Raw genomic sequence first — 25902 nt, 5'->3', positions numbered from 1 at the left:
TGAGCTATGTCGTGGAAGTCGAAGCCGAGTTGCTACATCGTGGCTACCAAGCACCGCACCGTCCAAGCGGAGCTTCAACATTTTGTCGCAAAACGCATGGGCGGCACTGCCTTTGAGAACGACGGCAGCCACGTGCCCATGCGGTCGCAGGCCGACCTCGTACTCGATGTGATCCGCAAGGCTGCAAACGTCGTTCGGCAAGCATCTAAGGCGGTGGGGCGCACCTGTTTCCGCGAACCAGAGGGAAGTCTGGGCGTCGCAAAGGGCGAAGTGTCAGCGGAATTTGTGCGCACCTATGGTACGATCGTCGACGCGCTCACAGCGATGGTCATTAATGCAGAAGCCGGGTTAAGCTGGCTGAGCGCTCAACGGCCAGATCTGGAAGAAGTCCGGCGAACTCTCAATATGATCGCTGAGGACGGTAAGCGAGCAGGCGAAATCGTCGTTCGACTTCGGGCGCCCATGAAAAGGTCCCTACAGCGGGATGACCCTCTTGATCCTTGAGCCGATACCTCCGAGGTGGCCGGAGCAACGTCGCCTTTTTGCCCGACTCAGACCTCCGACGACGTCCGCTTTCGCAGCTCCGTTAAGGCAAAGGAGACATAAAACGCGCTCCGATCCGCGGCGTTTCCGATTTATGATGGGGTGGACGCCCGCCCGACGGCATCGATGTGCCAAAGTGGAGGTGTTGAGCACCACTTAAGGGAGGCGTCCGTGTCAGAGGTTACACGCCATAACCGTCCCATGCGATGCATCTTAGACAGAAGCGCTTGGTGTTCAAGCTTAGTGGCTGGTTGGATCTAGATGGAGCGCACGTTGGCTACGAATCGATCCACGTCGCCACGCAGCCGTGCCGCTTGGGTGCTAAGGTTGTCGGCCGAAGAATGGACCCTGCTTGCCGATGTACCGGTGGTACCGGCTGCCATGCTCACGGCGCTGATGTTGTCAGAGACCTGGATGGTACCTGAAGCCGCCGCTTGGGCATTTCGCGATATCTCCGCTGTAGCCGCGCTTTGCTCCTCGACAGCGGCCGCAATGGCTGCTGCAACTTCGTTGAACGTTCCTATCGTCGCGCGAATGCGTCCGATCGCGTCGACCGCATCGCTTGTGGCGCTCCGCATGCCGGCGACCTGAGCTGCGATCTCTTCTGTAGCCTTGGCCGTCTGGTTGGCAAGCGATTTGACCTCGCTCGCCACCACGGCGAATCCTCGCCCAGCCTCCCCCGCTCGTGCGGCTTCGATGGTGGCGTTCAGCGCAAGGAGGTTGGTCTGACCCGCGACGTCGCTGATGAGCTGCACGATGTCGCCGATCTTATGCGCCACTGACGAGAGATCTTGGACGGCCCTGTTGGTAGCCTCGGCCTGGTCGACGGCGTCTCCGGCGATCTGACGCGACTGTACCGTTTGACGTCCGATTTCCGCAACGGAAACCGCGAGTTCCTCCGCCGCAGCAGCGACCGACTGAACGCTGGTCGTCGTCTGTTCGGCAGCCGCTGCGACCGTCGACGCTCGCTCGCTCGCTTCCTGAGCTGTGGCAGACAGGTCTTCGGACATGGAGCGCATCGTCGTCGATGAACGACCTAAATTTTCAAGCGACTCCCGAACACCGGTCTCGAATTCGTCCGCGAGATTGCTGAGCATGCGCTTCTTCTCTATCTCAGATTGCGACTTGATAGCATCTTGCTCTGCCCTCAGCCGGTCGCTCTCGACCATGATTTCCTTAAACACCTGGACGGACTTCGCCATGGCGCCGACCTCATCACCTCGCTCGAGTGCTGGAACAGAAGTGTCCGTTTCGCCCTTCGCCAGCCGGCGCATAGCTTCTGTCATATGGGCGATCGGGCCAACGATGCTGCGTCCGAGTAGAACCGACAGGCTGAGCAGCATCAGCAGGACAGTCGCGATTGCCGCGCCAGTCCGCCGCACCTCGGACCAAAAGACGGCGTCTACGTCGTCGACGTAGATCCCGCTACCGATGATCCAACCGTAAGGCTTGAAGTCGACGCTGAACGAGATTTTGGGTGAAGGCTGAGCTGCCTGAGGCCTCGAGAACCTGTAGCTCACGAATCCACCTCCGTTGAGGCCGGCGTCGATTTGCTGCCGCACGAACGCGATACCGCCGCTGTCGGCGGTTTGCCCCATGTAGGTGTCTTCCAACTTCGCGTTTGGGTGGACCCGCATGTAGCCGGCCTGATCCAAGGCAAAAAAGTAGTCGTCTCCGAAGCGAAGGGACTTCAGCAACTTTCTGCCTTGGGAAGCAGCTTGCTCGATGGTCAGCCCTCTCTCTACACTGCCCTCGTAGTCGCGCTGCACCGCCTGTCGCGCCAGCAACACGAGGGATTCCAGTTTCGTCTTGCGGTCCTCGAGCATGGTGTCGCGCAACTTTACGAGGCCGACCGTTGCAACGACGACTATGCTCAGGATCGAGATCGCCGAAACCATCAAAAGCTTGAAAGAAATGCGAACGTTGCTCAGCATCCTTGGTCCTGCTCCGGATCGGCGCTGGCGGCGCCTAGAGGTGTCTTGGCTTTTTTCGATGCCAAGACTCTTCGTTCCGGGGATAAGACGCGGTTAAGAGCGTCGAACGTTGCTGGCCGAAATCACGATAACAGTTATCGAGATTTGGAATGAACAAAACCGAGGGTTCGGTAGAGGAAGTGCCTTAGGCAACGAGCATGCGTTGAAGATGGGGGAGCGCTTGACGCGTCGGCAGTCTCAGATCTCAGCTTGGCACCTCATGCCTGCGCTCGAGCGACGACGTGATGCTTTGCTTCAGTGCCGCGGCGGCTATCGCAGCGTTGCGGCGCTGGCGTTCAAGGACATCGACGCCATCAGACGAATGAATTCGATCAAGACCGCAGGATGATCCCTCACGCGCGTTTTCCCATCGGGCGCACGGGCCAGCGGTAGCATTCGGCAATCGTCTGGCTCATAACCCGAAGGTCATAGGTTCAAATCCTATCCGCGTAACCACCGACGTTCCATTGGTCCTGGCGAGCCATGCAGCCAAGATCGTGCCCAATTCGCCATACAGTGTCGCGTGCAGTTCGCCGCCTTGGGGCCAGGGCAAAGACCCGCTCGATCAGGTTTTGAAGAGCTTCAGTCGCTTCGCTTCCGATCTTCCGGTCGGTTCAGCTCGCCACGATCGATTGATTGTAATTTCCGCCGCCGCGCCTGTAAACTCGGCGGCGGGAGGAGGCCTGCTCGTGACGACGGGGGAGGCCGAGACGATCATGTTCGAAGGACACGATCCCTATCTCGTCGCGCTCTCGGTGGTGATCGCGATCCTGGGAGGATACACGGGCTTCGGCTTGGCTGCGCGCATCCGCGGCATGCCGGATGCGAGCCATCGCGTGTTGCTCGCAGGCGCAGCATTTTTCCTCGCCGTCGGCATCTGGACCATGCATTTCGTCGGCATGCTGGCGGCGCCATTGCCGGCGGGCACCGTCTATTTGGTGCTTCCGACCATCGTCTCATTCTTGATCTGTGCACTGGTGGTCGGCATCTCGTTATTCTTTGTCAGCATCGGCGAGCCGTCGATGCTACGGGTGGCATCGTCGGCGGTCCTGCTTGGGCTCGGCATCGTCAGCATGCACTATGTCGGCATGCACGGACTATCAGGCGAGTTTACGATGGCGCACACGGCCGGGATGGTGGTGCTGTCGGTCGGGATCGCAATCGCGGCGGCCTATGGCGGCTTACGCGCCTTCCTGGCGCGGCGTGGCGGCGTGCAGCTGATGCTGAGCGCGGTGGCCTTTGGGATAGCGGTGTCGGGCATGCATTACACCGCCATGGCTGGTATGCGGATCGTCCCGCCCTCGGCCGAGGCGCATCATCATATGGACGGGCTGGCGGCCTCGTCGCAGATGCTTTCGCTGGCCGTGGCGCTGCTCTGTTTTGTGATCGCGGCAGGCTTCTTGCTGTCGCTGGTGCCTGATCCACGCAAGAAGGCCTCGGCAAATGCCGAAGCAATGGACGGTGCTCTGGACATGCCCGAGCTACCCGTTGCAGATGCCGGCACGGCCCCCACCACCAGCCCAAAACTGCGACCCACCCCGCTCGGTGGGATCGGGCAGCCGCCCCGCGCTGCCCCGGTGCCCCGCCTGCCGGTTGAACGTGCCGACGGCACCCATTTCATCGACGCCACAGAGGTTCGCAGCGTCCGGGCCGATGCCCATTACACCAAGATCCACGACGGTACCCGGGAGCGGATGTGCCCCTGGTCGATCTCGGAGGCCGAGGCGCAGCTCGACCCCAACCTGTTTGTTCGCGTGCATCGCAGTTATATCATCGCGATCTCGCACGTGACCCTGGTGCGCAAGGAGGGCGATGGCGCGGTCATCGAACTCGAGGGTCCGTCGCCACATCGGGTACCGGTCAGCCGCGCCAAGATCGCCGAGGTGAAAGCCCGACTCGGGATCGCCCGCCGTTCGGCCTAGCGTTCCAAGCAGTACTAGGGCGCAAGCACTGACGCATTTCGTGCGCTTGAAGCCGCGCTTCGTGCGAATTTCCCGCTTCCGTGCCCCTGTTATTGTGGTCAAATCCCGCCGGATACAACGTCACCCCAACGTCCGCTGCCCTGCAGGGCCTCGAAGGACGAGATGGAGGAGACGATGATCCCTGGCCCCTTCAGCTACCATCGGCCGGCTACGGTGGCCGACGCGGTGAAGCTGCTTTCGACGCTTGGCGATGAGGCTCGTCCGCTCGCCGGCGGCCACAGCCTGGTCCCGATGATGAAGCTTCGGCTGGCGACGCCGGAGCATCTGGTCGACCTGCATAACGTCGCCGGGCTGAAAGGCATCTGCCGCGACGGCAACAAGGTCGTGATCGGGGCCATGACCACCCAGCACGAGTTGCTGGCCTCCGATGAGATCGCCAAATCCATCCCGATCCTGCACGAAACGGCGCTCCTCATTGCTGATCCGCAGGTGCGCTACCGCGGCACCGTCGGTGGCAACGTCGCCAACGGTGATCCCGGCAACGACATGCCGGCGCTGATGATGACGCTGGGGGCCACCTATCATCTCGACGGTCCGAACGGCGCGCGCGAGGTTGCGGCAACCGATTACTATCAGGGTGCCTATTTCACCGCGATCGAACCCGGCGAACTTCTGACCTCAATCTCGATTCCGGTCCCCGCGGCCGGCCATGGCTATGCCTATGAGAAGCTGAAGCGGAAGGTCGGCGACTACGCCACCGCCGCGGCTGCGGTGGTGCTGACTATGTCCGGCGGTAAGGTCACGACCTGTGCGATCGGGCTCACCAATCTGGCGGAAACCCCGTTGCTGGCCGATGCGGCCGCCAAGGCGGTGATCGGTACCGGCCTCGATGCGGCCACCCTGAAGAAGGCCGCTGCAGCGGCGCAAGCGATCATGGATCCCGCCGCCGATGCGCGCGGCCCGGTCGAATACCGCAAGCATGTCGGCGGAATCATGGTCACGCGCGCGTTGCAGCGCGCCGCAGCCAAAGCCAGCTAGGGGAGGGACAGATGGCAAAAACGCACATCACCATGAAGGTGAACGGCGCCGAGGTCGAAGGCCTCGTCGAGCCGCGCACGTTGCTCGTGCATTTCATCCGCGAGAATTTGCAGATGACCGGTACCCATATCGGCTGCGAGACCACGCATTGCGGCGCCTGCACCGTCGATATCGACGGCATGTCGGTGAAATCCTGCACCATGTTCGCGGTGCAGGCCAACGGCTCTGACATCACGACCATCGAGGGGATGGCCAATGCCGACGGCTCGCTCTCCGCGCTGCAGGAAGGTTTCCGCATGATGCACGGCTTGCAATGCGGCTTCTGCACGCCGGGCATGATCATGCGCGCGCAGCGGCTTCTCAAGGAGAACCCATCACCGAGCGAAGACGAAATCCGGATGGGCATTTCCGGCAACATCTGCCGCTGCACGGGCTACCAGAACATCGTCAAAGCCATTCAATACGCTGCCGCCAAGATCAACGGCGTGGAATTCCGGGAGGCCGCAGAATGAACGACATGATTCCCACGCGGGAACAACGCACCGCCGCGCTCGAAGGTATGGGCTGCAAGCGTAAGCGGGTCGAGGACATCCGCTTCACGCAGGGCAAGGGCAATTACGTCGACGACGTGAAACTGCCGGGTATGCTGCATGGCGATTTCGTCCGCTCGCCGCATGCCCATGCGCGCGTCAAATCGATCGACGACACGGAGGCGCTAAAGGTCCCGGGCGTGCTCGCGGTCATCACCGCGGAGACGCTGAAGACCGTCAACCTCGCCTGGATGCCCACGCTCGCCGGCGACGTGCAGATGGTGCTCGCCGACGGCAAGGTGTTGTTTCAGAATCAGGAAGTTGCCTTCGTGGTTGCGACCGACCGATATGCTGCCGATGACGGCATCAACAAGGTCGAGGTCGAGTACGAGCCGCTGCCGCCGCTGATCGATCCGTTCAAGGCGATGGACAAGGATGCGCCGGTCTTACGCGAGGATCTCGCCGGCAAGATCGCGGGTGCGCACGGCCCGCGCAAGCATCACAACCACATCTTCGAATGGACCGTCGGCGACAAGGATTTGACGGACGCCGCCTTCAAGAAGGCTGAGGTGACGATCAAGGAAATGATCTCCTATCACCGCACCCATCCATCGCCGCTCGAGACCTGCCAGTGCGTCTGCTCCTTCGACAAGATCAAGGGCGAGCTGACGATCTGGGGCACCTTCCAGGCGCCGCACGTGATCCGCACCGTGGTGGCGCTGATCGCGAAACTGCCCGAGCAGAAGATCCATGTGATATCACCTGACATCGGCGGCGGCTTCGGCAACAAGGTTGGGGCCTATCCCGGCTATATCTGCGCCGCGGTCGCCTCCATCGTCACCGGCAAGCCGGTGAAATGGGTCGAGGACCGCATCGAGAACCTGACCGCGACCTCGTTCGCGCGCGACTACCACATGACCACGGAAATTGCCGCGACGAAAGAGGGCAAGGTCGCGGGCCTGCGCGTCCACGTGCTCGCCGATCACGGCGCGTTCGATGCCTGCGCCGACCCGTCGAAATGGCCGGCGGGCTTCTTCAACATTGTCACTGGCTCCTATGACTTCCCGACCGCGCATCTTTCGGTCGACGGCATCTACACGAACAAGGCGCCAGGCGGGGTCGCATATCGGTGCTCGTTCCGCGTCACCGAGGCGGCCTATTGCATCGAGCGCGCGATGGACATCCTGGCGCAGAAGCTCGGTATGGATCCGGCGGAGCTGCGGCTGAAGAACTTCATCAGGCCGGAGCAGTTCCCCTATCACTCGGCGCTGGGCTGGGAATACGATTCCGGCAACTACGCCACCGCGATGAAGAAGGCGATGGAGACGGTGAGATACGCCGAGCTCCGCAAGGAGCAGGAGACGATGCGTGCCGCGTTCAAGCGCGGCGAGACCCGCGAGATCATGGGCATCGGCGTCTCCTTCTTCACCGAGATCGTCGGCGCCGGCCCGTCGAAGAACTGCGACATCTTGGGGATCGCCATGTTCGATTCCTGCGAGATCCGCATGCATCCGACCGGTGCGGGCATCGCGCGGATGGGCACCAAGAGCCAGGGCCAGGGTCACGAGACAACCTGGGCGCAGATCATCGCTACCGAGATCGGGATCCCCGCCGACAACATCATGGTCGAGGAGGGCAACACCGACACCGCGCCCTACGGGCTCGGCACCTACGGCTCGCGCTCGACGCCGGTCGCGGGCGCCGCAATTGCGATGGCTGCGCGCAAGATCAAGGCCAAGGCGCAGATGATCGCCGCCTACAAGCTCGAGGTCCACGAAGACGATCTCGAGTGGGACATCGACGGCTTTCGCGTCAAGGGTCTGCCGGAGAAGGTCATGTCGATGAAGGACATCTGCTGGGCCGCGTACAATTCCGTGCCGCCCGGCATGGAGCCCGGGCTGGAGGCGGTCAGCTATTACGATCCGCCCAACATGACCTATCCGTTCGGAGCCTATATCTGCGTCATGACCATTGATGTCGACACCGGCGTCTACAAGGTCAAGCGCTTCTATGCGCTTGATGATTGCGGCACTCGCATTAACCCGATGATCATCGAGGGCCAGGTGCATGGTGGCCTCACCGAGGCCTTCGCGATCGCGATGGGGCAGGAGATCCGCTACGACGCCGAGGGCAACGTGGTCACCGGCTCGTTCATGGACTTCTTCATGCCGACCGCGGTCGAGACGCCACATTGGGAGACCGACTTCACCGTCACCCCGTCGCCGCACCATCCGATCGGTGCCAAGGGCGTCGGCGAAAGCCCGAATGTCGGCGGCGTTCCGGCATTCTCCAACGCCGTCAACGACGCGTTCTCGTTCCTCGGCTCGACTCACATCCAGATGCCGCATGATTTTTGGCGAAACTGGCAGGCGGCGAAGAACCTCGGCGTGTTCGCTTCAGCATGAAGACCCGCGACCAAATCGCGCAAGCACTCGGCAACGCCGGCTATATCGCCGACGGCGAGCTTGCGACCGCGATCTCGCTGATGCAGCTGTTGCGGCGCCCGCTTCTGCTGGAAGGCGAGGCGGGCGTTGGCAAGACCGAAGTAGCGAAGGCGCTGGCCGTTGTGCACGCGACCGAACTGATCCGGCTGCAATGCTACGAGGGGCTCGACCAGTCGGCAGCGCTCTACGAGTGGAACTACCAGCGCCAATTGCTGTCGATCCAAGCGCATCGCGGCACCGATGCTGATGCGGTCGAGCACCAGATCTTCTCGGAAAAGTATCTGCTGGAGCGGCCGCTGCTGGCCGCGGTCCGTCGCGCGAAACCGCCGGTGCTGCTGATCGACGAGATCGACCGCGCCGACGACGAGTTCGAGGCGTTCCTGCTCGAGCTATTGTCGGACTTTCAGGTCTCGATCCCTGAACTCGGCACGATCAAGGCAACCGCGATCCCGCATGTCGTGCTGACGTCGAACGGCACGCGCGAACTCTCCGACGCGCTGCGCCGGCGCTGCCTCTACCACTATGTCGACTACCCCGACGTCGAGCGCGAGGCGCGCATCATCATGACGCGTATTGACGGCGCCGGCGCCTCGCTGGCGCTGCAGATTGCGCGCATGGTCGGGGGCATCCGCAAGGAGGAACTGCGCAAGGTGCCGGGCGTCGCGGAGACGCTGGATTGGGCGGCGGCGCTGGTCGGACTTGACGTGAAAGACCTGCACGATGCGCCCGAAACGGTGCACGAAACCCTGATGTGCCTGCTCAAGACGCAGGAGGACAAGGCGCGGGTGACGCGCGAGGTTAGCGAACGTTTGTTGGGGAAGGTTGCATGAGCTGCTGCGGCGCATCTCCCGACTTCGACGATATCAACGAGGTGTCCCGTCTCGTCTCGACTAGGCTTGCGACGTTCTTGCGGACCTTGCGCGACGGCGGCTTCGCCGTCGGTCTCGCCGAGGGGCAGGATGCCGCCGCGCTGATGGCCGCTGGCTATGCGGCGCGGCCGGGCCTGCTCCGCTCGGCCTTCAAGCATCTCTTTTCGGCGCGCAAATCCGATTGGGAGAAGTTTGACGGCATCTTTGATGCGTTCTGGCTCGGCAAGCGGGTGCGGTCGCGCTCGGTCGTCACGGGTGTTGCGAAGGCGGCGAACAATCCTTCGCTGAAGCGCCTGCCGAACCAGCCGGCTGAGCCTCGCGCGGGCCCTGAGACGGCGATGGATCAGGTGCCGTCGGTAGACGGGACCGAGAATGAGCTTTCGGGCGAGGGACGCACGGATGGCGCCTCGCGCACGGAAAATCTCGCCGAGGTCGATTTCCGCAACATGGCCGATTCCGAGCAGGTCGCGCAGGCCCACCTCGCCGCTGCGCAACTGGCACGCGCCATGCGGACGCGGCTGACGCGGCGCGATTTGGCGCGACGGCGTGGCGCCCGGCTCGATCTGCGCCGCACCATTCACGGCAATATTAGTCATGGCGGCGTGCCGATCAGCCTCGTAAAGCGGCAGCGCAAGCCGAAGCCGCTGCGATTGGTAGTTCTGCTCGATGCCTCCGGCTCGATGAGCATGTACACGGGTGTCTTTCTGCGCTTCATCCACGGTGTACTCGATGAGTTCCGCGAAGCCGAGGCATTCCTGTTCCATACGCGCCTCGCCCACGTCTCCGACGTGATGAAGGAAAGGGATGCCGGCCGCGCGCTCGACCGCCTCTCGATCATGGCGCAGGGCGCAGGCGGCGGCACCCGGATCGGCGAGAGCCTGCAAACCTTCAATCGCTGGCATGCGGCGCGCGTGATCCATTCGCGCACCTGCGTGATGATCGTGTCCGATGGCTACGAGACCGGCGAGGCCGCGCTGCTCGGCCGCGAGATGGCTGCGCTCGGCCGCCGCTGCCGCCGCATCGTCTGGCTCAATCCGATGATGGGATGGCAGGGCTACGCGCCCGAGGCGCGCGGCATCAAGGCGGCGCTGCCGTATATTGATCTGTACGCGCCGGCCAACACGCTTGCGAGCCTGACCGCGCTCGAACCTTATCTTGCGAGGCTTTGAGATGGGCGTGCATGTCGAGGTGATGGATCTTGTCGCGCAGATGAAGGCGGCCGAGCAGGCCTTCGTGCTGGCGACGGTGGTGCGCACGGTATCGGTGACGGCGGCCAAGGCCGGTGCGAAGGCGATTATCCGGCCTGATGGCACCATTGTCGCGGGCTGGATCGGCGGCGGCTGTGCCAAGGGCGCGGTGCTGAAAGCCGCGCGCGACGCGCTGGCCGACGGCGAGCCGCGGATGGTCTCGGTGCAGCCGGAAAATCTGCTCACCGAGCTTGGGGTCAGGCCCGGCGAGAGCAAGGACGGCGTGCGGTTCGCCAGCAACATGTGCCCAAGCAAGGGCACGATGGATATTTTCGTGGAGCCCGTCTTGCCGCATCCGTCGCTGGTCATCCTTGGTGCGAGCCCGGTCGCGCTGTCGCTGGCCGCGCAGGCACGCCAACTCGGCTACCACGTGACTCTCGCCGCGCCCGTGTCAGACATCATTGCTGCGCCCGATGCTCACGTCATCGTCGACGGCTTCGAGCCGCGTTTTCTCATTGACGCCCGCCGCTTCGTCGTGGTGTCGACGCAGGGTAAGGGCGACGAGCTTGCGCTTAGGCATGCGTTGGCGATCGATGCGGCCTATCACGCCTTTGTCGGCAGCCGTCGCAAGATGGCTGCGCTACGCGACAGGCTGATCGCCGCAGGCCTTGAGGCTGCCGCGATCGATCGCGTCAAGGCGCCGGCAGGCCTCGATCTCGGCGCCATCACCCCGGAAGAGATTGCGATGTCGATCCTCGCCGAAATCACCGTCGAGCGCCGTCGCGGCCGGCGCGCCGCCAACCCCGTTGCAAGGAGCTGAGTTCCGATATGCAGATGAATGACAGCCAGCGTATTCCGGCATCGCAAGAGAAGGTCTGGGGCGCGCTCAATGATCCCGATATCCTGAAGCAATGCATTCCCGGATGTCAGTCGCTCGACATGTCCTCCCCCACCGAAATGACCGCGACCGTCGTGTTCAAGGTCGGACCGGTGAAGGCGACCTTCGGCGGCAAGGTCACGCTGTCCAATCTCGATCCTCCCAACAGCTACCGGATTTCAGGCGAGGGCTCCGGCGGGGTCGCTGGCTTCGCCAAGGGCGGAGCCGCGGTACGACTCGAGCCGGAGAGCCCCGAAGTCACGGTGCTCCATTATGAGGTCGACGCCCAGATCGGCGGCAAGCTCGCCCAGCTCGGCGCACGGCTGATTGATTCTACCGCCAGGAAGCTCGCGGGAGAATTCTTTGCATCATTTGCAACCGTGGTCGGAGAGCCTGCAGAACCGGCCGAGCAAGCCGGTACGGCCGCGAGGGGTTGGCTAAAGAAACTGACCGGCGCGACCTGAGTCGCCTCCGCGGTCAGGAGGCGTTACCGCAACTACTGATCGCAATGGCGCGAGTGGCTATCCGCGATGAGAAGATGCTCATCTTGCTGAGGAGAACCGTCATGCACATAGGCGAGCTTCTTGTCATTCATAAGCGGCCGACGCCAATCATGCCTGCAGTTCTTTCCGTGCGCTCTGCCGTCGCACGCCTCGTGGAGTTGGACCACAAGGCAGCAATGGTCATCCGGGCGGACGGCACCTTCTCTGGCGTAGTCTGCGAGGCGAGCCTCATCGCAGCGATTTCCCAGCATCGTCGGGCAGCGTTCGATCAGCCCGTCGGCGAGGTGGCGTTAGATCGACACGTAGCTTACTGTTCGGTTGACGACACGTTGAACAACGCTCTCAGGCGTCTCAGCGAGCAGGGACGAAGCTTTCTCGTCGTGACACGCCGCATGCGCCCCATCGACCTCGTCTTCCGAGACGAGCTTACCGAGTGGTGGGAGCGACGATGCGGGGCTTAGGACGAGAGCAAAAGTCCGCGCAGCCACCGGAGATCGGGAGTAGCGGCGCGAGACGCGGTCTGGTGTGGCCATCGGGCAAGTCAGGAAGAAACTTGGTCCCTGGCAAACTCTGGACCACTCTGCCTGCAAAAGGAGAGCTGCCCCAACGTGGCGGAATCACCCGCTAGGCCAAGAAAATCAACGGCTTAGGGAACGTTCACTGCGTTCGGGACGCCGGGTTCGCGGGACGATCCCGACCCTCCTTCCAAGTCCACAAACATAGTTCGTCGCAGGCGTCTCGGTTCTCTTATTGCCCACGGATCGGCCGACCGATCCACTCGTTCAGGCAGCGGCCTCGAAGATCAATTTGAGATGGTTGCATGTCCGGGATTTGAACCTATTCGAGCACCATTTTGTGTGGCGAGGAATCGCGCGCGAACGGCGGCTCTTGACGGGCTATCAGGAGGCTAGCTCGGGAGTTATTAGGCTGCCCGCCAATAAGAAAACAGGGATTCCAAAATATTGGGTTTAGCGATGTAGCGCTCCCCCACTACCACCTTCCCCCGACGCCTTATCACTGGGGGATTGGCGGTAGCGCCCTCCCGCCCACCAATCCTGCGATTTCATACGCAAAGCTACGACTTTCCGCGATCTGGTGCGCGTGATGTAGCGCCGAGGCGGCCCAGGAGCGAAGACGGCCGGTTCATCGGCAATATCATCCCAACAAAGTACGTTTTCGGGAGCCCACAGACCGGACTTGCCTGAAGACGACATTCCTCGCCGTGAAACTTGGAGCTGGAGAAATATCGATATGGCCCACGGGCGCAGACTCGATCCCATCTGGTGCTTGGCCGCTTAGAACGCGTCCTGCGAACGGGTCCATCGAGCGCCTTGCGGTCCGAGCTGAGTGCGACAGCGGCGAGTTCGACGTGGCCTGCCGTGCTGGCTGGTCGTGCCGATACGTTGTTGCACAAGTACAGCGCCTATCGCGCGGACTTCATCGGCATGCCAAAGATCTTGCCACTCATGAGGAGAGCGATTTCGGTGGCGGGCAGCGGCTTCTGACATTCGGATAACGGATTAAGCCAGATATTAGAGTCAGGCAACATTTCGAACAGATTGCGCGCAGCGGCGCCAAGGCACACCTCAGGCTCCTTGATGTAGTCGTAGATGCGCTTCTTTGAGGTGAAGGCGGGGTGCCATCTCATGTTCTGGAAATCGACCGTTGCGACGTTGATTTCCTCCTGAAACTTGAGCGAGCGACGGCGTCCAGGTTTCATCGGCGCTTCCGGCGTCAGAATGTAAATCTCCGTCTCGAGCAACGCGCGATAGAATGCGGGAACGATGCTGGCGTCCCTTGCGGCGGCCTGCATGAGGGCCTCGAGACTGTTTTCCGGTTCGAACATGGCAATGCTCCCAATTGGACCCGGCGAGGGGCTGGACTTCAGTGCCTCCAGCTTCAGCCGGATCGAGTCGCCGCGGCTCCTTGGCCGCGATCGTGCTAGTCCTTGTTGCCGCGCAGGGCGCGATAGATCGTATTGCGCGACACGCCGAGGCGGCGCGCGGTCTTGCTGATGTTGTTGCCGGTCTCGGTGTACGCGGTCAGCACGTGCGAGCGCTGAATCTCGTGCAGATTGGCCTTGAGGCCACCCGCCGCCTTGCCGGTCAGGCGCTCGCCGCCGGAATGTGCAAGTACGGACTCGACCGATGTCTCGCAGATCAGATCTCCCGGCTCGGCCAGTGACAATCGGGAAAGCACGTTGCGCAGTTCGCGGATGTTTCCATCCCAATCGAGCTCGGCCAAACGATCGATCGCCCCTTCGGTCAAATCCATCAAGGGATCGATCTTGTGGATCAAATGCCGCACGATCTCGGCGAAATCGGAACGCTCGCGCAAAGGCGGCAACGTCACCTCCAGCGTGTTGAGGCGAAACAGCAAATCCGATCGGAATCGGCCCCTCGCTATCGAGTCGTCGAGATTGGCATTGGTGGCAGACACCAGGAGAACGTCGACCTGACGTTTGGTGCCACCGACCGGCCGGACAGTCCAATCATCTAGAAAGCGCAGCAGCACGGCCTGCAACGTCACCGGCATGTCGCCGATCTCGTCGAGGAAGAGCGTTCCGCCGTCCGCTTCCTTGAACAGTCCCGCAGCCCCGCCCTTTTTGGCTCCCGTGAAAGCGCCTTCGGCATAGCCGAACAACTCGGCCTCGATCAGGCTGTCGGGGAGCGCTGCGCAATTCACCGGGACGAAAGCGCCGGCCCGTCCACTGGCGGCATGAGCATGGCGGGCGAGTTGCTCCTTGCCGGTGCCGGTTTCGCCGCGGATGAGGATCGGCATCTTCCGGACGGCCGCAATGCCGACCTGCTGGACCACGGAGGCGATCGCGGGATCCGCCGACACGAATTGCGCGGCGACGCCCTTGGGTTCCGGAGGCCGGGGCCGCGAGACCGCCTGGATCATCGAGAACTGGCGCGCATTCTCGATGGTTGCGACGAACTGGCTGCCGACCTCATCTTGCAGGCGCTGGCGTTCTTTGTGCCGCCCTTCATCGACAAAGGCGCTGAACTTGGTGCGAAACACATCGGCGAAGCGGCGCCCCGGTGAGGCGGGCAGGCCATGCAGCAGGACGCTCGCGGCGCGGTTCGCCGCAAGGATACGGCCCTCATTGTCGACGGCGAGCAGGCCGGCGCTCAGGGTGTGGAGGTATTCGCCGCGGTTGTGGAAGGCGATCAGGATGTTGCCGCGGTGATACTCGCGGAACAGGCCGTTCTCGATCTGGGTCGCCGCCATTGCCACCAGCGCCTGTGTGTGAGCCTGGCGCGACATGCAATCCGATGACGCATCCAAGATTCCCGCCAGTTCTCCGTCGGGCGCGAAGATCGGGGACGCGATGCAAGTGAGATTGCTGTAGCGCGGGAAGAAGTGCTCGCGTCCGTGAACGACGATGGCCCGCTTGAGATAAGCCGCCGTGCCGAGGCCATTGGTGCCGCAACTGGCTTCGTTCCACACCGTGCCGGGCCGGATACTCGCGGCGTCGGAGGTGTCACTGAAGCTCGAGTCCGAGATGATGTCGAGCAGCAGGCCGTCGGCGTTCGCAAACGCGATCATGAAATTCGAGCCGGCGATCTGCTGATGCAACGTGTGCATCTCCGCGAGCGCCAGGCCGCGGATCAGTGAGCAGCGCTGCTGTTCCTGGCGCAGCACGGCGCTGCTCACGAGTTCGGGCGATGGCGGACGCAAGGTGTCGAGGCCAAGCGAAATGCAGCGCATCCAGCTATCGTAGATGTCCGCGGACAGAAGTTCGGCCGGCAGCGCGCCGCGCTGCTCGAGCGTCATCCAGGCACTGTCGATGCGTCGGCCGGATGTCAACATTCTGGCTCCTCCCAGAGTCGCGGCTTGGCGATTTCCTCTTGGTCGCGTCGCTCGGCTCGTGCTGTTCGCGCGACGCAGTTTTCACAATCATAGATCAAGCAGTCGAAAATCCAAATTTCCTCCCCGTCGTTGTCGCGCTCATTGAACTGTTCCGACTCGGAACAGTTGCGCGCAAAGCCTGCTCCGAGGCGGATCGGCGCGCGCATGCCGGCGAACGCAAGAACGATAGGAAGATCAGGCCTTTGTGGGCTTGGCACAGCCCTTGCTCACTTATTCAGCGGGATGGCGATCGCGTCCGATCGGCAGAACAAAAAAATTTGGGGAGGGCCTTTTCAATGAAAGCGGCGGTGCTGCATGAGTTCGACGAGAAGCTGACGGCAAAGGAGTTCGTCAGGTTCGAGGACGTGACCGACCCGAAGATCTCGCGTCCGATGGACGTGATCGTGCGCATCGGCGGCGCCGGCGTCTGTCGCACCGACCTGCATATTGTCGAAGGCATTTGGCGCAGCAAGGTCGACGTCAAGCTGCCTTACATCATGGGTCACGAGAATGCCGGCTGGGTCGAGGCGATCGGGCCGGGTGTCGAAGGGGTCAAGGTCGGAGACAGCGTGATCTGCCATCCGCTGGTGACCAGCGGGCATTGTCTGGCATGCCGCCGCGGCGACGACATGCACGCGCTGGATAGCTCGTTTCCCGGCATCAACGCCAATGGCGGCTATGCGCAATATCTGCTGACTGGCCAGCGCTCGCTGATCAAGTTGCCGAAATCGCTCGCACCGAAGGACGTCGCTCCCTACACCGACGCCGGCCTCACGGCCTATCGTGCCGCCAAGAAGGCATCCCGCCATCTGCTGCCGGGTGAATATGTCGCGGTGATCGGCGCCGGCGGGCTGGGCCATATCGGCATCCAGGTTCTGGCAGCGCTCTGCGCGGCAGAGATCATCGTGATCGATCGCGCTGCAGACTCGCTCGAGCTCGCCAAGAAGTGTGGCGCGCATCATCTCGTGAAGGCTGACGGCAATGAAGTTGAAGCCGTGCTGGCGCTGACCGGCGGGCGGGGCGCGGAGGCTGTAATCGATTTTGTCGGCGAGGGTGACGCTATCGCCAAGGGCCTGTCGATGACGGCGAACGCCGGCTACTACTACATCGTCGGGTATGGCGGGAAGATCGATATCCCGACCATCGACATGATCACGTCGGAAAAGACGATCGTCGGCAATCTGGTCGGCACCTATGCCGAACTGGTCGAGCTGATGGCGCTCGCGGACCGCGGCCTCGTCGAACTCCACACCAGGGAATACCGGCTCAGCCAGGCCAACGAGGCGCTTCATGATCTGCATCACGGGCGCATTCATGGCCGTGCGGTGCTGATCCCCTAGGGCATGTGCCGCGAGATGCAAAGCTTCAGTCCGGATCGTCGAGCGAGAGTGGCGCGAGTGACAGACGACAGCCCGCCAAGGCCACAGATCACCGCCGGGGATGCGGCCGAACTGCGGCGCGCCCGCGACCGGATGATCGCCCGGGACAAGGTGATCGACGAGATGGTCGACAACAACGAGCGGCAGATCACCAACGAGCATGCCCGCGGTGGCGCCGAAATCGAGCTCGCCTGTGCCGTGCGCGGCGCGTGCCGAAGCCGGGCCAGAGGCGCATGCGGAGTTGGAGCGGGCGATCGCACGCCTGGAGCTGCTCCGGGAGGAGGATCGGCGCCTGGTGGCCGAGCGTGAGTGGCTCAACACGTCACTGCGCGAGATCGACGACGGCCCGTCACCCGGCGAACACGAACGTTCTGGGCACGCATGACGAACGAGGCGACCATGATTGCATCAGAGGAGCAGAAGCAAATGCCGTCTCCGCAACCGGGCATGAGCGAGGAGGACAGGTCGAAAGACGCCTTCTTCATCCAGCTGGCCGAGATCGCGGAAGCCATGATCGCCGCGCACGGCAAGGATTTCGCCACGGGCGCACTGGTTCTCTCGGCGAAATTCGTCGCCGAAGGAAAACCTCTCATCAAACGGGCCAGCGGAGGGTGACGAGGAACGACGAAGTCAACAGATCGATCAATCCATTTGACGGACTCAAAGTGAGTTTTACAGCCGAGAATTTCAACAGAACGAACCAGGGGTTTTGACCTCTGATCAAAACGAGAATGCCGGAAGCAACGCAACGTTCAAAGGAGCTGGAAATGACGGCAAGTCTGACACTGAACAAGATAACCGCGCAGAAAGGGATCAGCATCGCTGAAGCGGCCAACCGCGTCGCGGATCTTGGCTGGACGCCAAGCTACGTGCAGGAGGCGATGACGTTCCCGACCGACTACAAGATCTCGAAGACGCCGCGTGACCCGATGAAGCAGGTGCTGCGGTCCTATTTCCCGATGCAGGAGGAAAAGGACAACCGGGTCTACGGCGCGCTGGATGCCGCATTGCGCGGCGACATGTTCCGCAATGTCGAGCCGCGCTGGGTCGAGTGGATGAAGCTGTTCCTGGCGATCATCCCGTTCCCGGAGATTTCGGCGGCGCGTTCGATGGCGATGGTCGGGCGGCTCGCGCCCGGCGAGGAACTGCGCACCGGCTTCACCATGCAGATGGTCGACGAGTTCCGTCACTCGACGATCCAGATGAACCTCAAGAAGTGGTACATGGAGAACTATATCGATCCCGCCGGATTCGATATCACCGAAGCCGCGTTCGGCAAGTGCTATGCGACCACGATCGGCCGCCAGTTCGCCGAAGGCTTCCTGACCGGTGACGCGATCACCGCCGCCAACGTCTACCTGACCGTGGTCGCGGAAACCGCCTTCACGAACACCCTGTTCGTGGCGATGCCCTCAGAAGCCGCCCGCAACGGCGACTATGCGCTGCCGACCGTGTTCCTGTCGGTTCAGTCGGACGAATCCCGCCACATCGGCAACGGCCACTCGATGCTGATGGCAATGATCAACGATCCGTCGAACCACCAATTGCTGGAACGCGACCTGAAATACGCCTTCTGGCAGAACCACGCGATCGTCGACGCCGCGATCGGCACCTTCATCGAATACGGCACGACCAACCGCGACAAGAACAAGGAGTCCTACGCGGAGCTCTGGCACCGATGGATCTACGAGGACTACTACCGGACCTACATGCTGCCGCTTGAGAAGTACGGCATCAAGATCCATCACGACGACGTCGCGGCCGCCTGGGACCGGATCGTCAAGAAGAACTACGTCCACAAGACCGCGCAGTTCTTCACGGTCGGCTGGTCGGTGAACTTCTGGCGCATCGAGGCCCAGACCGAGCGGGACTTCGAGTGGTTCGAGCATAAATATCCGGGCTGGTACGCCGAATTCGGCGACTTCTGGAAGTGGCACGCAAAGCTCAGTGTGCCCGGAGAAACCAACATCCTCTTCAACAGCGAAGTGGGCTACACGTACCCGCATCGATGCTGGAGCTGCATGGTTCCGTGCCTGATCCGTGAAGACTTCGTCTGCGACGAAGTCGACGGCAAGATCTACACCTACTGCTCGGAAGGCTGCCGTTGGACCCACAAGGTGGCGTTCGCCGCCGAATACGAGGGGCGGGCGACGCCGGCGATGGGCCGCTTCAGCGGTCGCCGCGAATGGGAAGACTGCTACCACGGCTGGGATGTCGCCGATGCGATCAAGGATCTCGGTTTTGTCCGGCCTGACGGCAAGACCATGATCGCACAGCCGCATCTGCGCTTCGACGCCAAGGACATGTGGACGCTCGATCACGTGCGCGGCCACACGCTCGGTAGTCCGTTGCGCGGGTTCCGGGCGCTCTCGCCCGCCGAACGTGAGGTCGCGACGGCCGAGTATCGCAAGGGCTTCAAGATCAACCCCTGCCACTAAGCGTGACGATGGGAGGGGCCGCGCTTCGCGGTCCCTCCTGCCGGCGGCCGGCGAAGGCTCGTCCGGCTGTTCTGTTCAATTGCCGTGACGACAAGGCGGGGACGATGATGGACGTGCTGGTTCATAAGGTTCGTTTCGAGCCGGTGGGCATCGAGATGGAAGTGGAAGAGGGCGAGACGGTGCTCGACGCGGCGTTTCGCCAAGGCATCTCGCTGATGCATGGCTGCAAGGAGGGCCAGTGTGGGAGCTGCAAGTCCAGGCTGGTCGACGGCGACATCGAACTGCTGAAATATTCGACCTTCGCCTTGCCGGACTACGAAAGCGAGACCGGCCACGTGCTGCTGTGCAGGACGCATGTCTACAGCGACATCAGCGTCGAGCTGCTCAATTATGACGAGGATCTGCTCAGCCGTTCAATCGCGGTGAAGGCGTTTGCCGGCCGCGTGACTGATGTGACGGCGCTGACGTCCGACATCAGGCTGCTGGAGATCGACATCGACAGACCGATGAAGTTCTGGGCCGGCCAGTATGTCGATCTGACGCTGGAGGATGGCGGCATCACGCGCGCATTCTCGATGGCGAACCCGCCGTCTGAAGCGACCCGTCTCCGCTTCATCATCAAGAAATACCCGAACGGGGCGTTCTCGGCCCAGCTCGACGGGAAGCTCGGCGTCGGGGATGCGGTGACCGCCAAGGGGCCTTACGGCACCTGCTTCCGGCGCGAGGAGCGGCCGGGGCCGATGCTGCTGATCGGAGGCGGTTCGGGCATGTCGCCGCTGTGGTCGATCCTGGCCGATCACATCGGCAGCGGCGAGCAGCGGCCGGTGCGGTTCTTCTATGGTGCGCGCACCCGTGCCGACCTGTTCTATCTCGAAGAGCTCGCGGCGATCGCCGCGCGGCTCGACGATTTCAAATTCGTGCCGGCGCTGTCGCATGCCGAGGCGGGCGATGGCTGGGACGGCGAGACCGGGCTGATCCACGAGGTCGTGCAGCGGCATCTGCGCCAGGAGAAATTAAGCGGTGCCATCGACGCGTATGCGTGCGGGCCGACGCCGATGATCGACGCCGTGTTGCCCGTCCTGCAAATGAACGGGGTCGAGCCCGAACACATCTACTTCGACAAGTTTACGCCGGCCGTGCGATGACGGCGTTCAAAAGTTCGTCGCAGAACAGAATGGCAAGAGGGAGTGAGCAATGAGCGCGCAAGCAAGTAGAGCAGCAGCAACCAAGCCGGCAGCAATCGTCAAATCCGGGGCGGCGGGGGCCGCAGTGTTCCCCGGCTCTGACAGTCGCAAGTACAACTACTTCGAACCCAAGGGCCGCAAAGCGACCCACTACGAGGACATGACGGTCGACGTTCAACCGGATCCGGAGCGCTATCTGCTGCAGGACTGGATCATCTCCTTCCCGGACGGAACGCCGACCTATTCCAAGGATTGGACGGCTGCGAAAAGTTCGAACTGGCACAAGTTCCGCGCCGTCGACCAGGAATGGGAGCGCACGCACTATCAACGCCAGTCGACGATTTGCGGCATGGTGCAGAACACCATCGAGAACGGCCGGAAATCGGGCGCGCCAACCCGCTTCGATCCGGCCTGGGTGAAGATTTTGCAGAACCATCTCGGCGCCTACAAGCATGCCGAGTTCGGTCTCGGCACCTCCACGATGCAGGCGCAGCGTTACGGTTACACGCAGATGGTCAACAATGCGATCCTGACCAACTCGTCCTACAAGCTTCGCTTCGCGCAGGACATCACTCTCTATCTGAGCGAAATCGGCCTCGACCTTCCAGGCTTCGACATTGCCGCCGGCAAGAAGCACTGGCTGGAAGATCCGATCTGGCAAGGCGTGCGCAAGTCGGTTGAGTCGGTGATGGGTTCAAACGACTATCTGGAGCAATATTTTGCGACCAATGTGGTGTTCGAGCCGCTTATCGGAGAACTGTTCCGTTCAGGCTTCCTGATGCAGGCGGCATCTGCGCAGAACGACTTCATCACTCCGGCTGTCGTCTCCGCCGCGGAAGCCGACTATGAGCGCAATCTCGCCAACACGGTCGAGCTGTTCCACATCCTCGGCACCGATCCGACCTATGCGGCGCAGAACCTTGCGTTGTTCAACAAATGGTTGGCCAGGCATGCCGATCTCGCGCTCGATGCCGCCAATCATCTGCAGCCGATCTGGTCGCAGCCGCGTGTCAAGGTCGCGGCTTTCGCCGATGCGCTGGCGCACGCGAAGAATCGCATCAGGGGCATTGCTGCCGAGCTTGGCCTGACGGTTCCGGCAAACCTCGCGTCGTAACCAACACCGCTTCACATCCTCACTCAATTCTTCAGGAGATCGACATGCTGCACGAGAATGACAACATCTTCAAATCGATGAAAGACATCACGTTCGAGGACACGGTGTCGCATCAATGCGGGGTCACCATGAACGATAGTGTCGAGGCGCGTGCCATTGCCGAGGTCATGAGCCGTCACGACCACATCAAGGTGACATACATGCCGGCGATGATTCGTATCGATGGCGACGGCAAGATGGAATTCAAGATGGACGAGATCTCGGAAGAGCTCGGCCGGGTCATGACCCCACATCTCTTCGAGATATCGACCTCGACGCATTACGGCCGCATGGTGATGACGGATGACAACACCGTCATGCTGTTCGGCGACATGAACGAGATGATGAAATACATCGTCTGATGACCGCCTGCGAACAAACCCTGGCCGGCGCGAAGCCGGCCGGGCTCGTTCGACGACATTAATCGCGCGCCTCGTAACAACACGCCATCCAGCGGGATCGGGAGAAACGCCATGTACAGGACAGCCAAGGGTGAAGAGATTTTTGTCATCGATGGGCATACGCATTTCTGGGATGGTAGTCCGGCAAACCAGAAGAACATCCACGGCAAGCAGTTCATCGACTGCTTCTACGCCTACCACTCCAACCTGAGCCCGCCCTCGGAGAAATGGGAGAAGGAGAAGTTCGAGAAATACGATGCCAAGACGATGTTCGACGACCTGTTCGTCACCGGCTATGACGACATGGCGATCCTGCAGCCGACCTATCTCACCGATTTCTACAAGAGCGGTTTCAACACCACTGAACGAAATTCGGCGATGAAGAAGAGCCATCCGGATCGCTTCATCCTGAATGGCGCGTTCGATCCGCGTGACGGCACCAAGGGGCTGGAAGCTCTTCATGCGCTGTCCGAGAAGCACAAACTCAAGGGCGTTAAGCTCTACACCGCGGAATGGCGCGGTGAATCGAAGGGCTACAAGCTGACCGACAAGGCGTCCTACCAGTATCTCGAGGCTGCGCAAAAGCTCGGCATCAAGAACATCCACGTCCACAAGGGGCCGACGATCATCCCGCTCAACCGCGATGCGTTCGACGTGGCCGACATCGATGATGTCGCGACCTCGTTCCAGGACCTGAATTTCATCGTCGAGCATTGCGGCTTGCCGAGGCTTGACGATTTCTGCTGGATCGCGACCCAGGAGACCAATGTCTATGCGGGTCTTGCGGTGGCGCTGCCCTTCATCCATTCGCGGCCGGGTTATTTCGCCCATGTGATTTCCGAACTGTTGTTCTGGGTTGGACCGGATAAGATCCTTTACGGTAGCGATTACGGCATCTGGACGCCGAAATGGCTGATCGACAAGTTCATGGCATTTGAGATTCCGGCCGACGTCACCAAGGAGACCGGTTCGGTGTTGTCGATGGAGGCCAAGACCAAGATTCTCGGCCTCAACGCCGCCCGCATCTACGGCATCGATGTGGAGGCGCAGAAGAAGAAGATCCGAGCCGGCGGCGGTTATGCCCATTTGCCCGAAGCCGTTCACGCGCCGAGGTGATGGTCATGGAGCGTGGCGTTGAGGGGAGGGAGCGGTCGAGAAGCCGCTCGTCAGATGACAAGCAGTCCCAGATATGGGCCTGTTTGCAAGGTGTGATGGATCCGGAACTCGACGAGTCCGTCACCGAGTTGAATTTCGTGACCAAGGCCGACGTCGACCCGAAGGACCACGTCCACATCGAGTTTCGCTTGCCGACCTATTGGTGCGCTGCCAATTTCTCATTCCTGATGGCAGACGACATGCGCCGGGCCGTCAGCGCGTTGGGCTGGGTCAAGGGCGTCAGCGTGGTCTTGGGTGAGCACATGTATGCCGACAAGATCAATGCGGGCCTCGCCCAGGGGCGTTCGTTCCAGGAAACGTTTGGCACCGAGGCCGATGGCAGCCTCGATGATCTGCGTCAGACGTTCCTGGTCAAAGCGTTCCAGCGCCGCCAGGTTGCGCTGCTCGGCCACCTCGCTGCGCTGGGGCAGTCGTCGACAGAGATCGTGAGCCTGACGTTGAAGGAGCTGGGTTGCCTGCCGCTCGACGATGCAGGTGAGAAGCTGATTCAGCGCTATCTTGAGCGGCGTGCCGTCGTGGGCCCGGCAAGCGGCGATGGGCCTGCCTTTGTCGATGCGAACGGAGCATGGCTAAGCGCGGACAGCCTTGCCGGATACGTATCGAATCTACGGCGCGTCGGCATCAATGCCGAATTCAACGGCGCGCTGTGCCGTGGCCTGCTTGCCGCGCGGTTCGACCTCGAGACACCGTTCGTACCGAAATCGAGGGCGATGCCGGCGTCGCCGGGTACGCAACATGGGCCGTGATGCCGGTGCGCAGCGTCGATAACGACCTCAAGGCAAAGTCGGGGATTTTAGAATGCCGAAGATCATGTTGCACGATGAAGCTGCGCGGGCCGCGCTCGGCCGGGGCGTCGCCAAGCTCGCTAAGGCGGTGCGCGGGACGCTGGGTCCGAAGGGCATGAACGCGATCATGGATCGACCGATCGGCACGCCGATCGTGTCGCGCGATGGCGTCAGCATTGCCAGCGAAATCGAACTTGAATGCCCGTTTGAGAATATGGGCGCGCAGGTGTTACGCGAGGTTTCAGCGCGAACCAATGAGGTGGCGGGGGACGGCACCACCACGGCCACCGTGCTCGCCGATGTTCTTGTGCAGGAAGGCTTGAAATGTCTGGCGGCCGGCGCCAATCCGGTCGATCTGGTTGAAGGGCTGGAACTGGCGGTTACTGAAACCATCACGGCGTTACGACGGTCGGCGAGACCGCTGCAGGGGCCTGCCGGCCTGCGGGCTGTTGCGAGCATTGCCGCCAACGACACAGCCCTCGGCGACATGGTAGGCGAAGCTTTCGAGCGCGCCGGCAATCACGGAATCGTCGCGGTGGAATTCGGCAACACGGTCGAGACGACGCTGGAAATCGTCGAAGGCATGGCCTTCGATCGAGGCTATCTTTCACATCACATGGTCACCGATGTCGAGAAAATGCAGGTTGTGCTAGACAATCCCTTCATCATCATGACCGATCTCAAGATCCAGGCCGGGGAGCAACTCGCTGGTGTGATCTCGCTCGTCGAGAAGAGCGCGCGACCTTTGCTGATCATCGCCGAGGAAGTGGCGCCATCGGTCATCATGCAATTGCTGGCGCATCGGGAGAAATCCAATTTCAAGGTCGCCGCGATTCACCCGCCGGAGTTCGGCCATTGGCGCAAGGCGATGCTCGAGGATATTGCGATCACGACCGGAGGGCGCGTCATCTCGGCTGATCTGGGCGGAAGGCTCGAGAAGGCAGAGCTGCACGACCTCGGGTCCGCGCGCCAGGTGCGCATTTCCGCCTCGAAGACCCTGATCACAGCGGGAGGTGGCGATCAGAAGACCATCGCGGCGCGACGCGAACAGGTGTTGCGCCAATACGATGCCGCTCCCGAAAATATCGAACGGGACAAGTTCCAGGAGCGCATCGCAAAACTGTCCGGCGGCACGGCAATGATTCTCGCCGGCGGCGCGACGCCGGTTGAGCAAAAACGCCGGACCCAGTTGATCGAGGATGCAATCAACGCGACCCGCGCTGCGCTCGAAGAAGGTATTGTGCCGGGCGGCGGACTGGCCTTGCTGAGGATCGCTGCAAGGCTCGACGAATTGATCAATCGCCTGGACGGAGGCGCCAGGCAGGGCGCCGAACTGCTGCAACGCGCACTCAGTCGGCCGCTTTTCTACATCGCCGCCAATGCCGGCCTGAACGGAGAGGCGGAGGTTGCGAAAATTGCAAAGGCCAGGAATGGCCACGGGCTCGACGTGCGCAATGGCTCGGCGGTCGATCTTGTCGAAGCTGGCATCATCGATCCGGTCAAGGTCTGCTACAGCGCGGTTCGCAATGCGGCATCGGTGGCCGGACTTATCCTGACGACGCAGACCTTGATCGCCAAGAAGCCGGATGATTACGATCCGACCGCCGGCCCGGCCCGAGGTGGTGGTGCTGAGCTGCTCTGAACG

Annotated in this window: 24 protein-coding genes; 21 read left to right on the top strand and 3 right to left on the bottom strand. The window is 61.9% G+C overall.

Annotated elements, in window-relative coordinates:
• The first annotated feature begins 6 nt into the window (after window positions 1-6).
• Window positions 7-504 (top strand): hypothetical protein, encoded by a 498-nt coding sequence (locus tag AAFG13_RS20100; protein ID WP_342713115.1) that lies wholly within the window; start codon window positions 7-9, stop codon window positions 502-504.
• A 296-nt stretch (window positions 505-800) separates the two neighbouring features.
• Here AAFG13_RS20100 and AAFG13_RS20095 read toward each other — a convergent pair whose 3' ends face one another.
• The gene (locus AAFG13_RS20095; RefSeq protein WP_342713114.1) at window positions 801-2477 is read right to left on the bottom strand and encodes a cache domain-containing protein; all 1677 of its coding nucleotides are present in this window, start codon (window positions 2475-2477) and stop codon (window positions 801-803) included.
• A 109-nt stretch (window positions 2478-2586) separates the two neighbouring features.
• Between AAFG13_RS20095 and AAFG13_RS20090 the strand changes: the two genes are divergently transcribed.
• The 10 genes from AAFG13_RS20090 to AAFG13_RS20045 all read left to right on the top strand — a co-directional run bounded on the left by AAFG13_RS20090 (window position 2587) and on the right by AAFG13_RS20045 (window position 12347).
• A complete protein-coding gene (locus tag AAFG13_RS20090) occupies window positions 2587-2865 on the top strand; it encodes a hypothetical protein (RefSeq protein ID WP_342713113.1) in 279 nt (92 codons plus the stop codon).
• Window positions 2866-3232: 367 nt separating this feature from the next.
• The gene (locus tag AAFG13_RS20085; protein WP_342713361.1) at window positions 3233-4438 is read left to right on the top strand and encodes an MHYT domain-containing protein; all 1206 of its coding nucleotides are present in this window, start codon (window positions 3233-3235) and stop codon (window positions 4436-4438) included.
• A gap of 174 nt (window positions 4439-4612) precedes the next feature.
• Entirely contained in the window at window positions 4613-5476 is an 864-nt protein-coding gene (locus AAFG13_RS20080; protein ID WP_342713112.1) for a xanthine dehydrogenase family protein subunit M, read from the top strand.
• Window positions 5477-5487: 11 nt separating this feature from the next.
• Window positions 5488-5988: a (2Fe-2S)-binding protein gene (locus tag AAFG13_RS20075; protein ID WP_298367053.1), complete on the top strand. Its 501-nt coding sequence runs from the start codon at window positions 5488-5490 to the stop codon at window positions 5986-5988.
• A complete protein-coding gene (locus AAFG13_RS20070; protein WP_342713111.1) occupies window positions 5985-8411 on the top strand; it encodes an aerobic carbon-monoxide dehydrogenase large subunit in 2427 nt (808 codons plus the stop codon). Before AAFG13_RS20075 ends, AAFG13_RS20070 begins: the two co-directional genes overlap by 4 nt.
• Window positions 8408-9280 carry a MoxR family ATPase gene (locus tag AAFG13_RS20065; protein ID WP_342713110.1) on the top strand — a complete coding sequence of 291 codons (873 nt, stop codon included), beginning with the start codon at window positions 8408-8410 and terminating at the stop codon, window positions 9278-9280. The genes AAFG13_RS20070 and AAFG13_RS20065 overlap by 4 nt, the downstream gene beginning before the upstream one ends.
• Complete coding sequence (locus tag AAFG13_RS20060) at window positions 9277-10488, top strand: VWA domain-containing protein (protein ID WP_342713109.1); 1212 nt, start codon at window positions 9277-9279, stop codon at window positions 10486-10488. The genes AAFG13_RS20065 and AAFG13_RS20060 overlap by 4 nt, the downstream gene beginning before the upstream one ends.
• Window position 10489: 1 nt before the next feature.
• Window positions 10490-11326 (top strand): XdhC/CoxI family protein, encoded by an 837-nt coding sequence (locus tag AAFG13_RS20055; protein ID WP_342713108.1) that lies wholly within the window; start codon window positions 10490-10492, stop codon window positions 11324-11326.
• Window positions 11327-11340: 14 nt separating this feature from the next.
• A complete protein-coding gene (locus AAFG13_RS20050) occupies window positions 11341-11847 on the top strand; it encodes a carbon monoxide dehydrogenase subunit G (protein WP_342713107.1) in 507 nt (168 codons plus the stop codon).
• A gap of 101 nt (window positions 11848-11948) precedes the next feature.
• Entirely contained in the window at window positions 11949-12347 is a 399-nt protein-coding gene (locus AAFG13_RS20045) for a CBS domain-containing protein (RefSeq protein ID WP_342713106.1), read from the top strand.
• A 962-nt stretch (window positions 12348-13309) separates the two neighbouring features.
• On the opposite strand, the gene AAFG13_RS20040 is transcribed toward AAFG13_RS20045, so the two are convergent.
• Window positions 13310-13732 (bottom strand): SseB family protein, encoded by a 423-nt coding sequence (locus AAFG13_RS20040; protein ID WP_212315933.1) that lies wholly within the window; start codon window positions 13730-13732, stop codon window positions 13310-13312.
• 95 nt (window positions 13733-13827) lie between these two features.
• A complete protein-coding gene (locus tag AAFG13_RS20035) occupies window positions 13828-15702 on the bottom strand; it encodes a sigma-54-dependent Fis family transcriptional regulator (protein ID WP_212315932.1) in 1875 nt (624 codons plus the stop codon).
• 335 nt (window positions 15703-16037) lie between these two features.
• Between AAFG13_RS20035 and AAFG13_RS20030 the strand changes: the two genes are divergently transcribed.
• From AAFG13_RS20030 to AAFG13_RS19985, 10 genes are all read left to right on the top strand, one after another.
• Entirely contained in the window at window positions 16038-17081 is a 1044-nt protein-coding gene (locus AAFG13_RS20030; RefSeq protein WP_212315931.1) for an NAD(P)-dependent alcohol dehydrogenase, read from the top strand.
• Between the two features lie 57 nt (window positions 17082-17138).
• The gene (locus AAFG13_RS20025) at window positions 17139-17429 is read left to right on the top strand and encodes a hypothetical protein (RefSeq protein ID WP_342713105.1); all 291 of its coding nucleotides are present in this window, start codon (window positions 17139-17141) and stop codon (window positions 17427-17429) included.
• A 72-nt stretch (window positions 17430-17501) separates the two neighbouring features.
• Window positions 17502-17735, top strand: a complete 234-nt coding sequence (locus AAFG13_RS20020) for a hypothetical protein (RefSeq protein ID WP_342713104.1) — start codon at window positions 17502-17504, stop codon at window positions 17733-17735.
• Window positions 17736-17887: 152 nt separating this feature from the next.
• Window positions 17888-19558 carry an aromatic/alkene/methane monooxygenase hydroxylase/oxygenase subunit alpha gene (locus tag AAFG13_RS20015; protein WP_212315929.1) on the top strand — a complete coding sequence of 557 codons (1671 nt, stop codon included), beginning with the start codon at window positions 17888-17890 and terminating at the stop codon, window positions 19556-19558.
• A gap of 104 nt (window positions 19559-19662) precedes the next feature.
• Window positions 19663-20703 (top strand): 2Fe-2S iron-sulfur cluster-binding protein, encoded by a 1041-nt coding sequence (locus tag AAFG13_RS20010; protein WP_342713103.1) that lies wholly within the window; start codon window positions 19663-19665, stop codon window positions 20701-20703.
• A 49-nt stretch (window positions 20704-20752) separates the two neighbouring features.
• On the top strand, window positions 20753-21856 hold the full coding sequence (locus AAFG13_RS20005; protein WP_342713102.1) for an aromatic/alkene monooxygenase hydroxylase subunit beta: 1104 nt from the start codon (window positions 20753-20755) through the stop codon (window positions 21854-21856).
• Window positions 21857-21900: 44 nt separating this feature from the next.
• The gene (locus AAFG13_RS20000) at window positions 21901-22257 is read left to right on the top strand and encodes an MmoB/DmpM family protein (RefSeq protein WP_029085595.1); all 357 of its coding nucleotides are present in this window, start codon (window positions 21901-21903) and stop codon (window positions 22255-22257) included.
• A 111-nt stretch (window positions 22258-22368) separates the two neighbouring features.
• Window positions 22369-23412, top strand: a complete 1044-nt coding sequence (locus AAFG13_RS19995) for an amidohydrolase family protein (protein ID WP_338696803.1) — start codon at window positions 22369-22371, stop codon at window positions 23410-23412.
• Complete coding sequence (locus tag AAFG13_RS19990) at window positions 23412-24218, top strand: iron-sulfur cluster assembly protein (protein ID WP_342713101.1); 807 nt, start codon at window positions 23412-23414, stop codon at window positions 24216-24218. Before AAFG13_RS19995 ends, AAFG13_RS19990 begins: the two co-directional genes overlap by 1 nt.
• Window positions 24219-24270: 52 nt before the next feature.
• A complete protein-coding gene (locus tag AAFG13_RS19985; protein ID WP_342713100.1) occupies window positions 24271-25899 on the top strand; it encodes a molecular chaperone GroEL in 1629 nt (542 codons plus the stop codon).
• Window positions 25900-25902 lie beyond the last annotated feature (3 nt).

The organism is Bradyrhizobium sp. B124 (assembly GCF_038967635.1).
In the GTDB taxonomy this organism is placed as follows: Bacteria; Pseudomonadota; Alphaproteobacteria; order Rhizobiales; family Xanthobacteraceae; genus Bradyrhizobium.
Note: the sequence above shows the minus strand (reverse complement) of the source record. Positions and strands in the feature narration are given on the sequence as shown.

Coding starts and splice junctions, on each gene's coding strand:
- AAFG13_RS20100 (WP_342713115.1), top strand. CDS start 7: ATGTCGTGGAAGTCGAAGCCGAGTTGCTACATCGTGGCTACCAAGCAC.
- AAFG13_RS20095 (WP_342713114.1), bottom strand. CDS start 2,477: ATGCTGAGCAACGTTCGCATTTCTTTCAAGCTTTTGATGGTTTCGGCG.
- AAFG13_RS20085 (WP_342713361.1), top strand. CDS start 3,233: ATGTTCGAAGGACACGATCCCTATCTCGTCGCGCTCTCGGTGGTGATC.
- AAFG13_RS20080 (WP_342713112.1), top strand. CDS start 4,613: ATGATCCCTGGCCCCTTCAGCTACCATCGGCCGGCTACGGTGGCCGAC.
- AAFG13_RS20075 (WP_298367053.1), top strand. CDS start 5,488: ATGGCAAAAACGCACATCACCATGAAGGTGAACGGCGCCGAGGTCGAA.
- AAFG13_RS20070 (WP_342713111.1), top strand. CDS start 5,985: ATGAACGACATGATTCCCACGCGGGAACAACGCACCGCCGCGCTCGAA.
- AAFG13_RS20065 (WP_342713110.1), top strand. CDS start 8,408: ATGAAGACCCGCGACCAAATCGCGCAAGCACTCGGCAACGCCGGCTAT.
- AAFG13_RS20060 (WP_342713109.1), top strand. CDS start 9,277: ATGAGCTGCTGCGGCGCATCTCCCGACTTCGACGATATCAACGAGGTG.
- AAFG13_RS20055 (WP_342713108.1), top strand. CDS start 10,490: ATGGGCGTGCATGTCGAGGTGATGGATCTTGTCGCGCAGATGAAGGCG.
- AAFG13_RS20050 (WP_342713107.1), top strand. CDS start 11,341: ATGAATGACAGCCAGCGTATTCCGGCATCGCAAGAGAAGGTCTGGGGC.
- AAFG13_RS20045 (WP_342713106.1), top strand. CDS start 11,949: ATGCACATAGGCGAGCTTCTTGTCATTCATAAGCGGCCGACGCCAATC.
- AAFG13_RS20040 (WP_212315933.1), bottom strand. CDS start 13,732: ATGTTCGAACCGGAAAACAGTCTCGAGGCCCTCATGCAGGCCGCCGCA.
- AAFG13_RS20035 (WP_212315932.1), bottom strand. CDS start 15,702: ATGTTGACATCCGGCCGACGCATCGACAGTGCCTGGATGACGCTCGAG.
- AAFG13_RS20030 (WP_212315931.1), top strand. CDS start 16,038: ATGAAAGCGGCGGTGCTGCATGAGTTCGACGAGAAGCTGACGGCAAAG.
- AAFG13_RS20020 (WP_342713104.1), top strand. CDS start 17,502: ATGACGAACGAGGCGACCATGATTGCATCAGAGGAGCAGAAGCAAATG.
- AAFG13_RS20015 (WP_212315929.1), top strand. CDS start 17,888: ATGACGGCAAGTCTGACACTGAACAAGATAACCGCGCAGAAAGGGATC.
- AAFG13_RS20010 (WP_342713103.1), top strand. CDS start 19,663: ATGATGGACGTGCTGGTTCATAAGGTTCGTTTCGAGCCGGTGGGCATC.
- AAFG13_RS20005 (WP_342713102.1), top strand. CDS start 20,753: ATGAGCGCGCAAGCAAGTAGAGCAGCAGCAACCAAGCCGGCAGCAATC.
- AAFG13_RS20000 (WP_029085595.1), top strand. CDS start 21,901: ATGCTGCACGAGAATGACAACATCTTCAAATCGATGAAAGACATCACG.
- AAFG13_RS19995 (WP_338696803.1), top strand. CDS start 22,369: ATGTACAGGACAGCCAAGGGTGAAGAGATTTTTGTCATCGATGGGCAT.
- AAFG13_RS19990 (WP_342713101.1), top strand. CDS start 23,412: ATGGTCATGGAGCGTGGCGTTGAGGGGAGGGAGCGGTCGAGAAGCCGC.
- AAFG13_RS19985 (WP_342713100.1), top strand. CDS start 24,271: ATGCCGAAGATCATGTTGCACGATGAAGCTGCGCGGGCCGCGCTCGGC.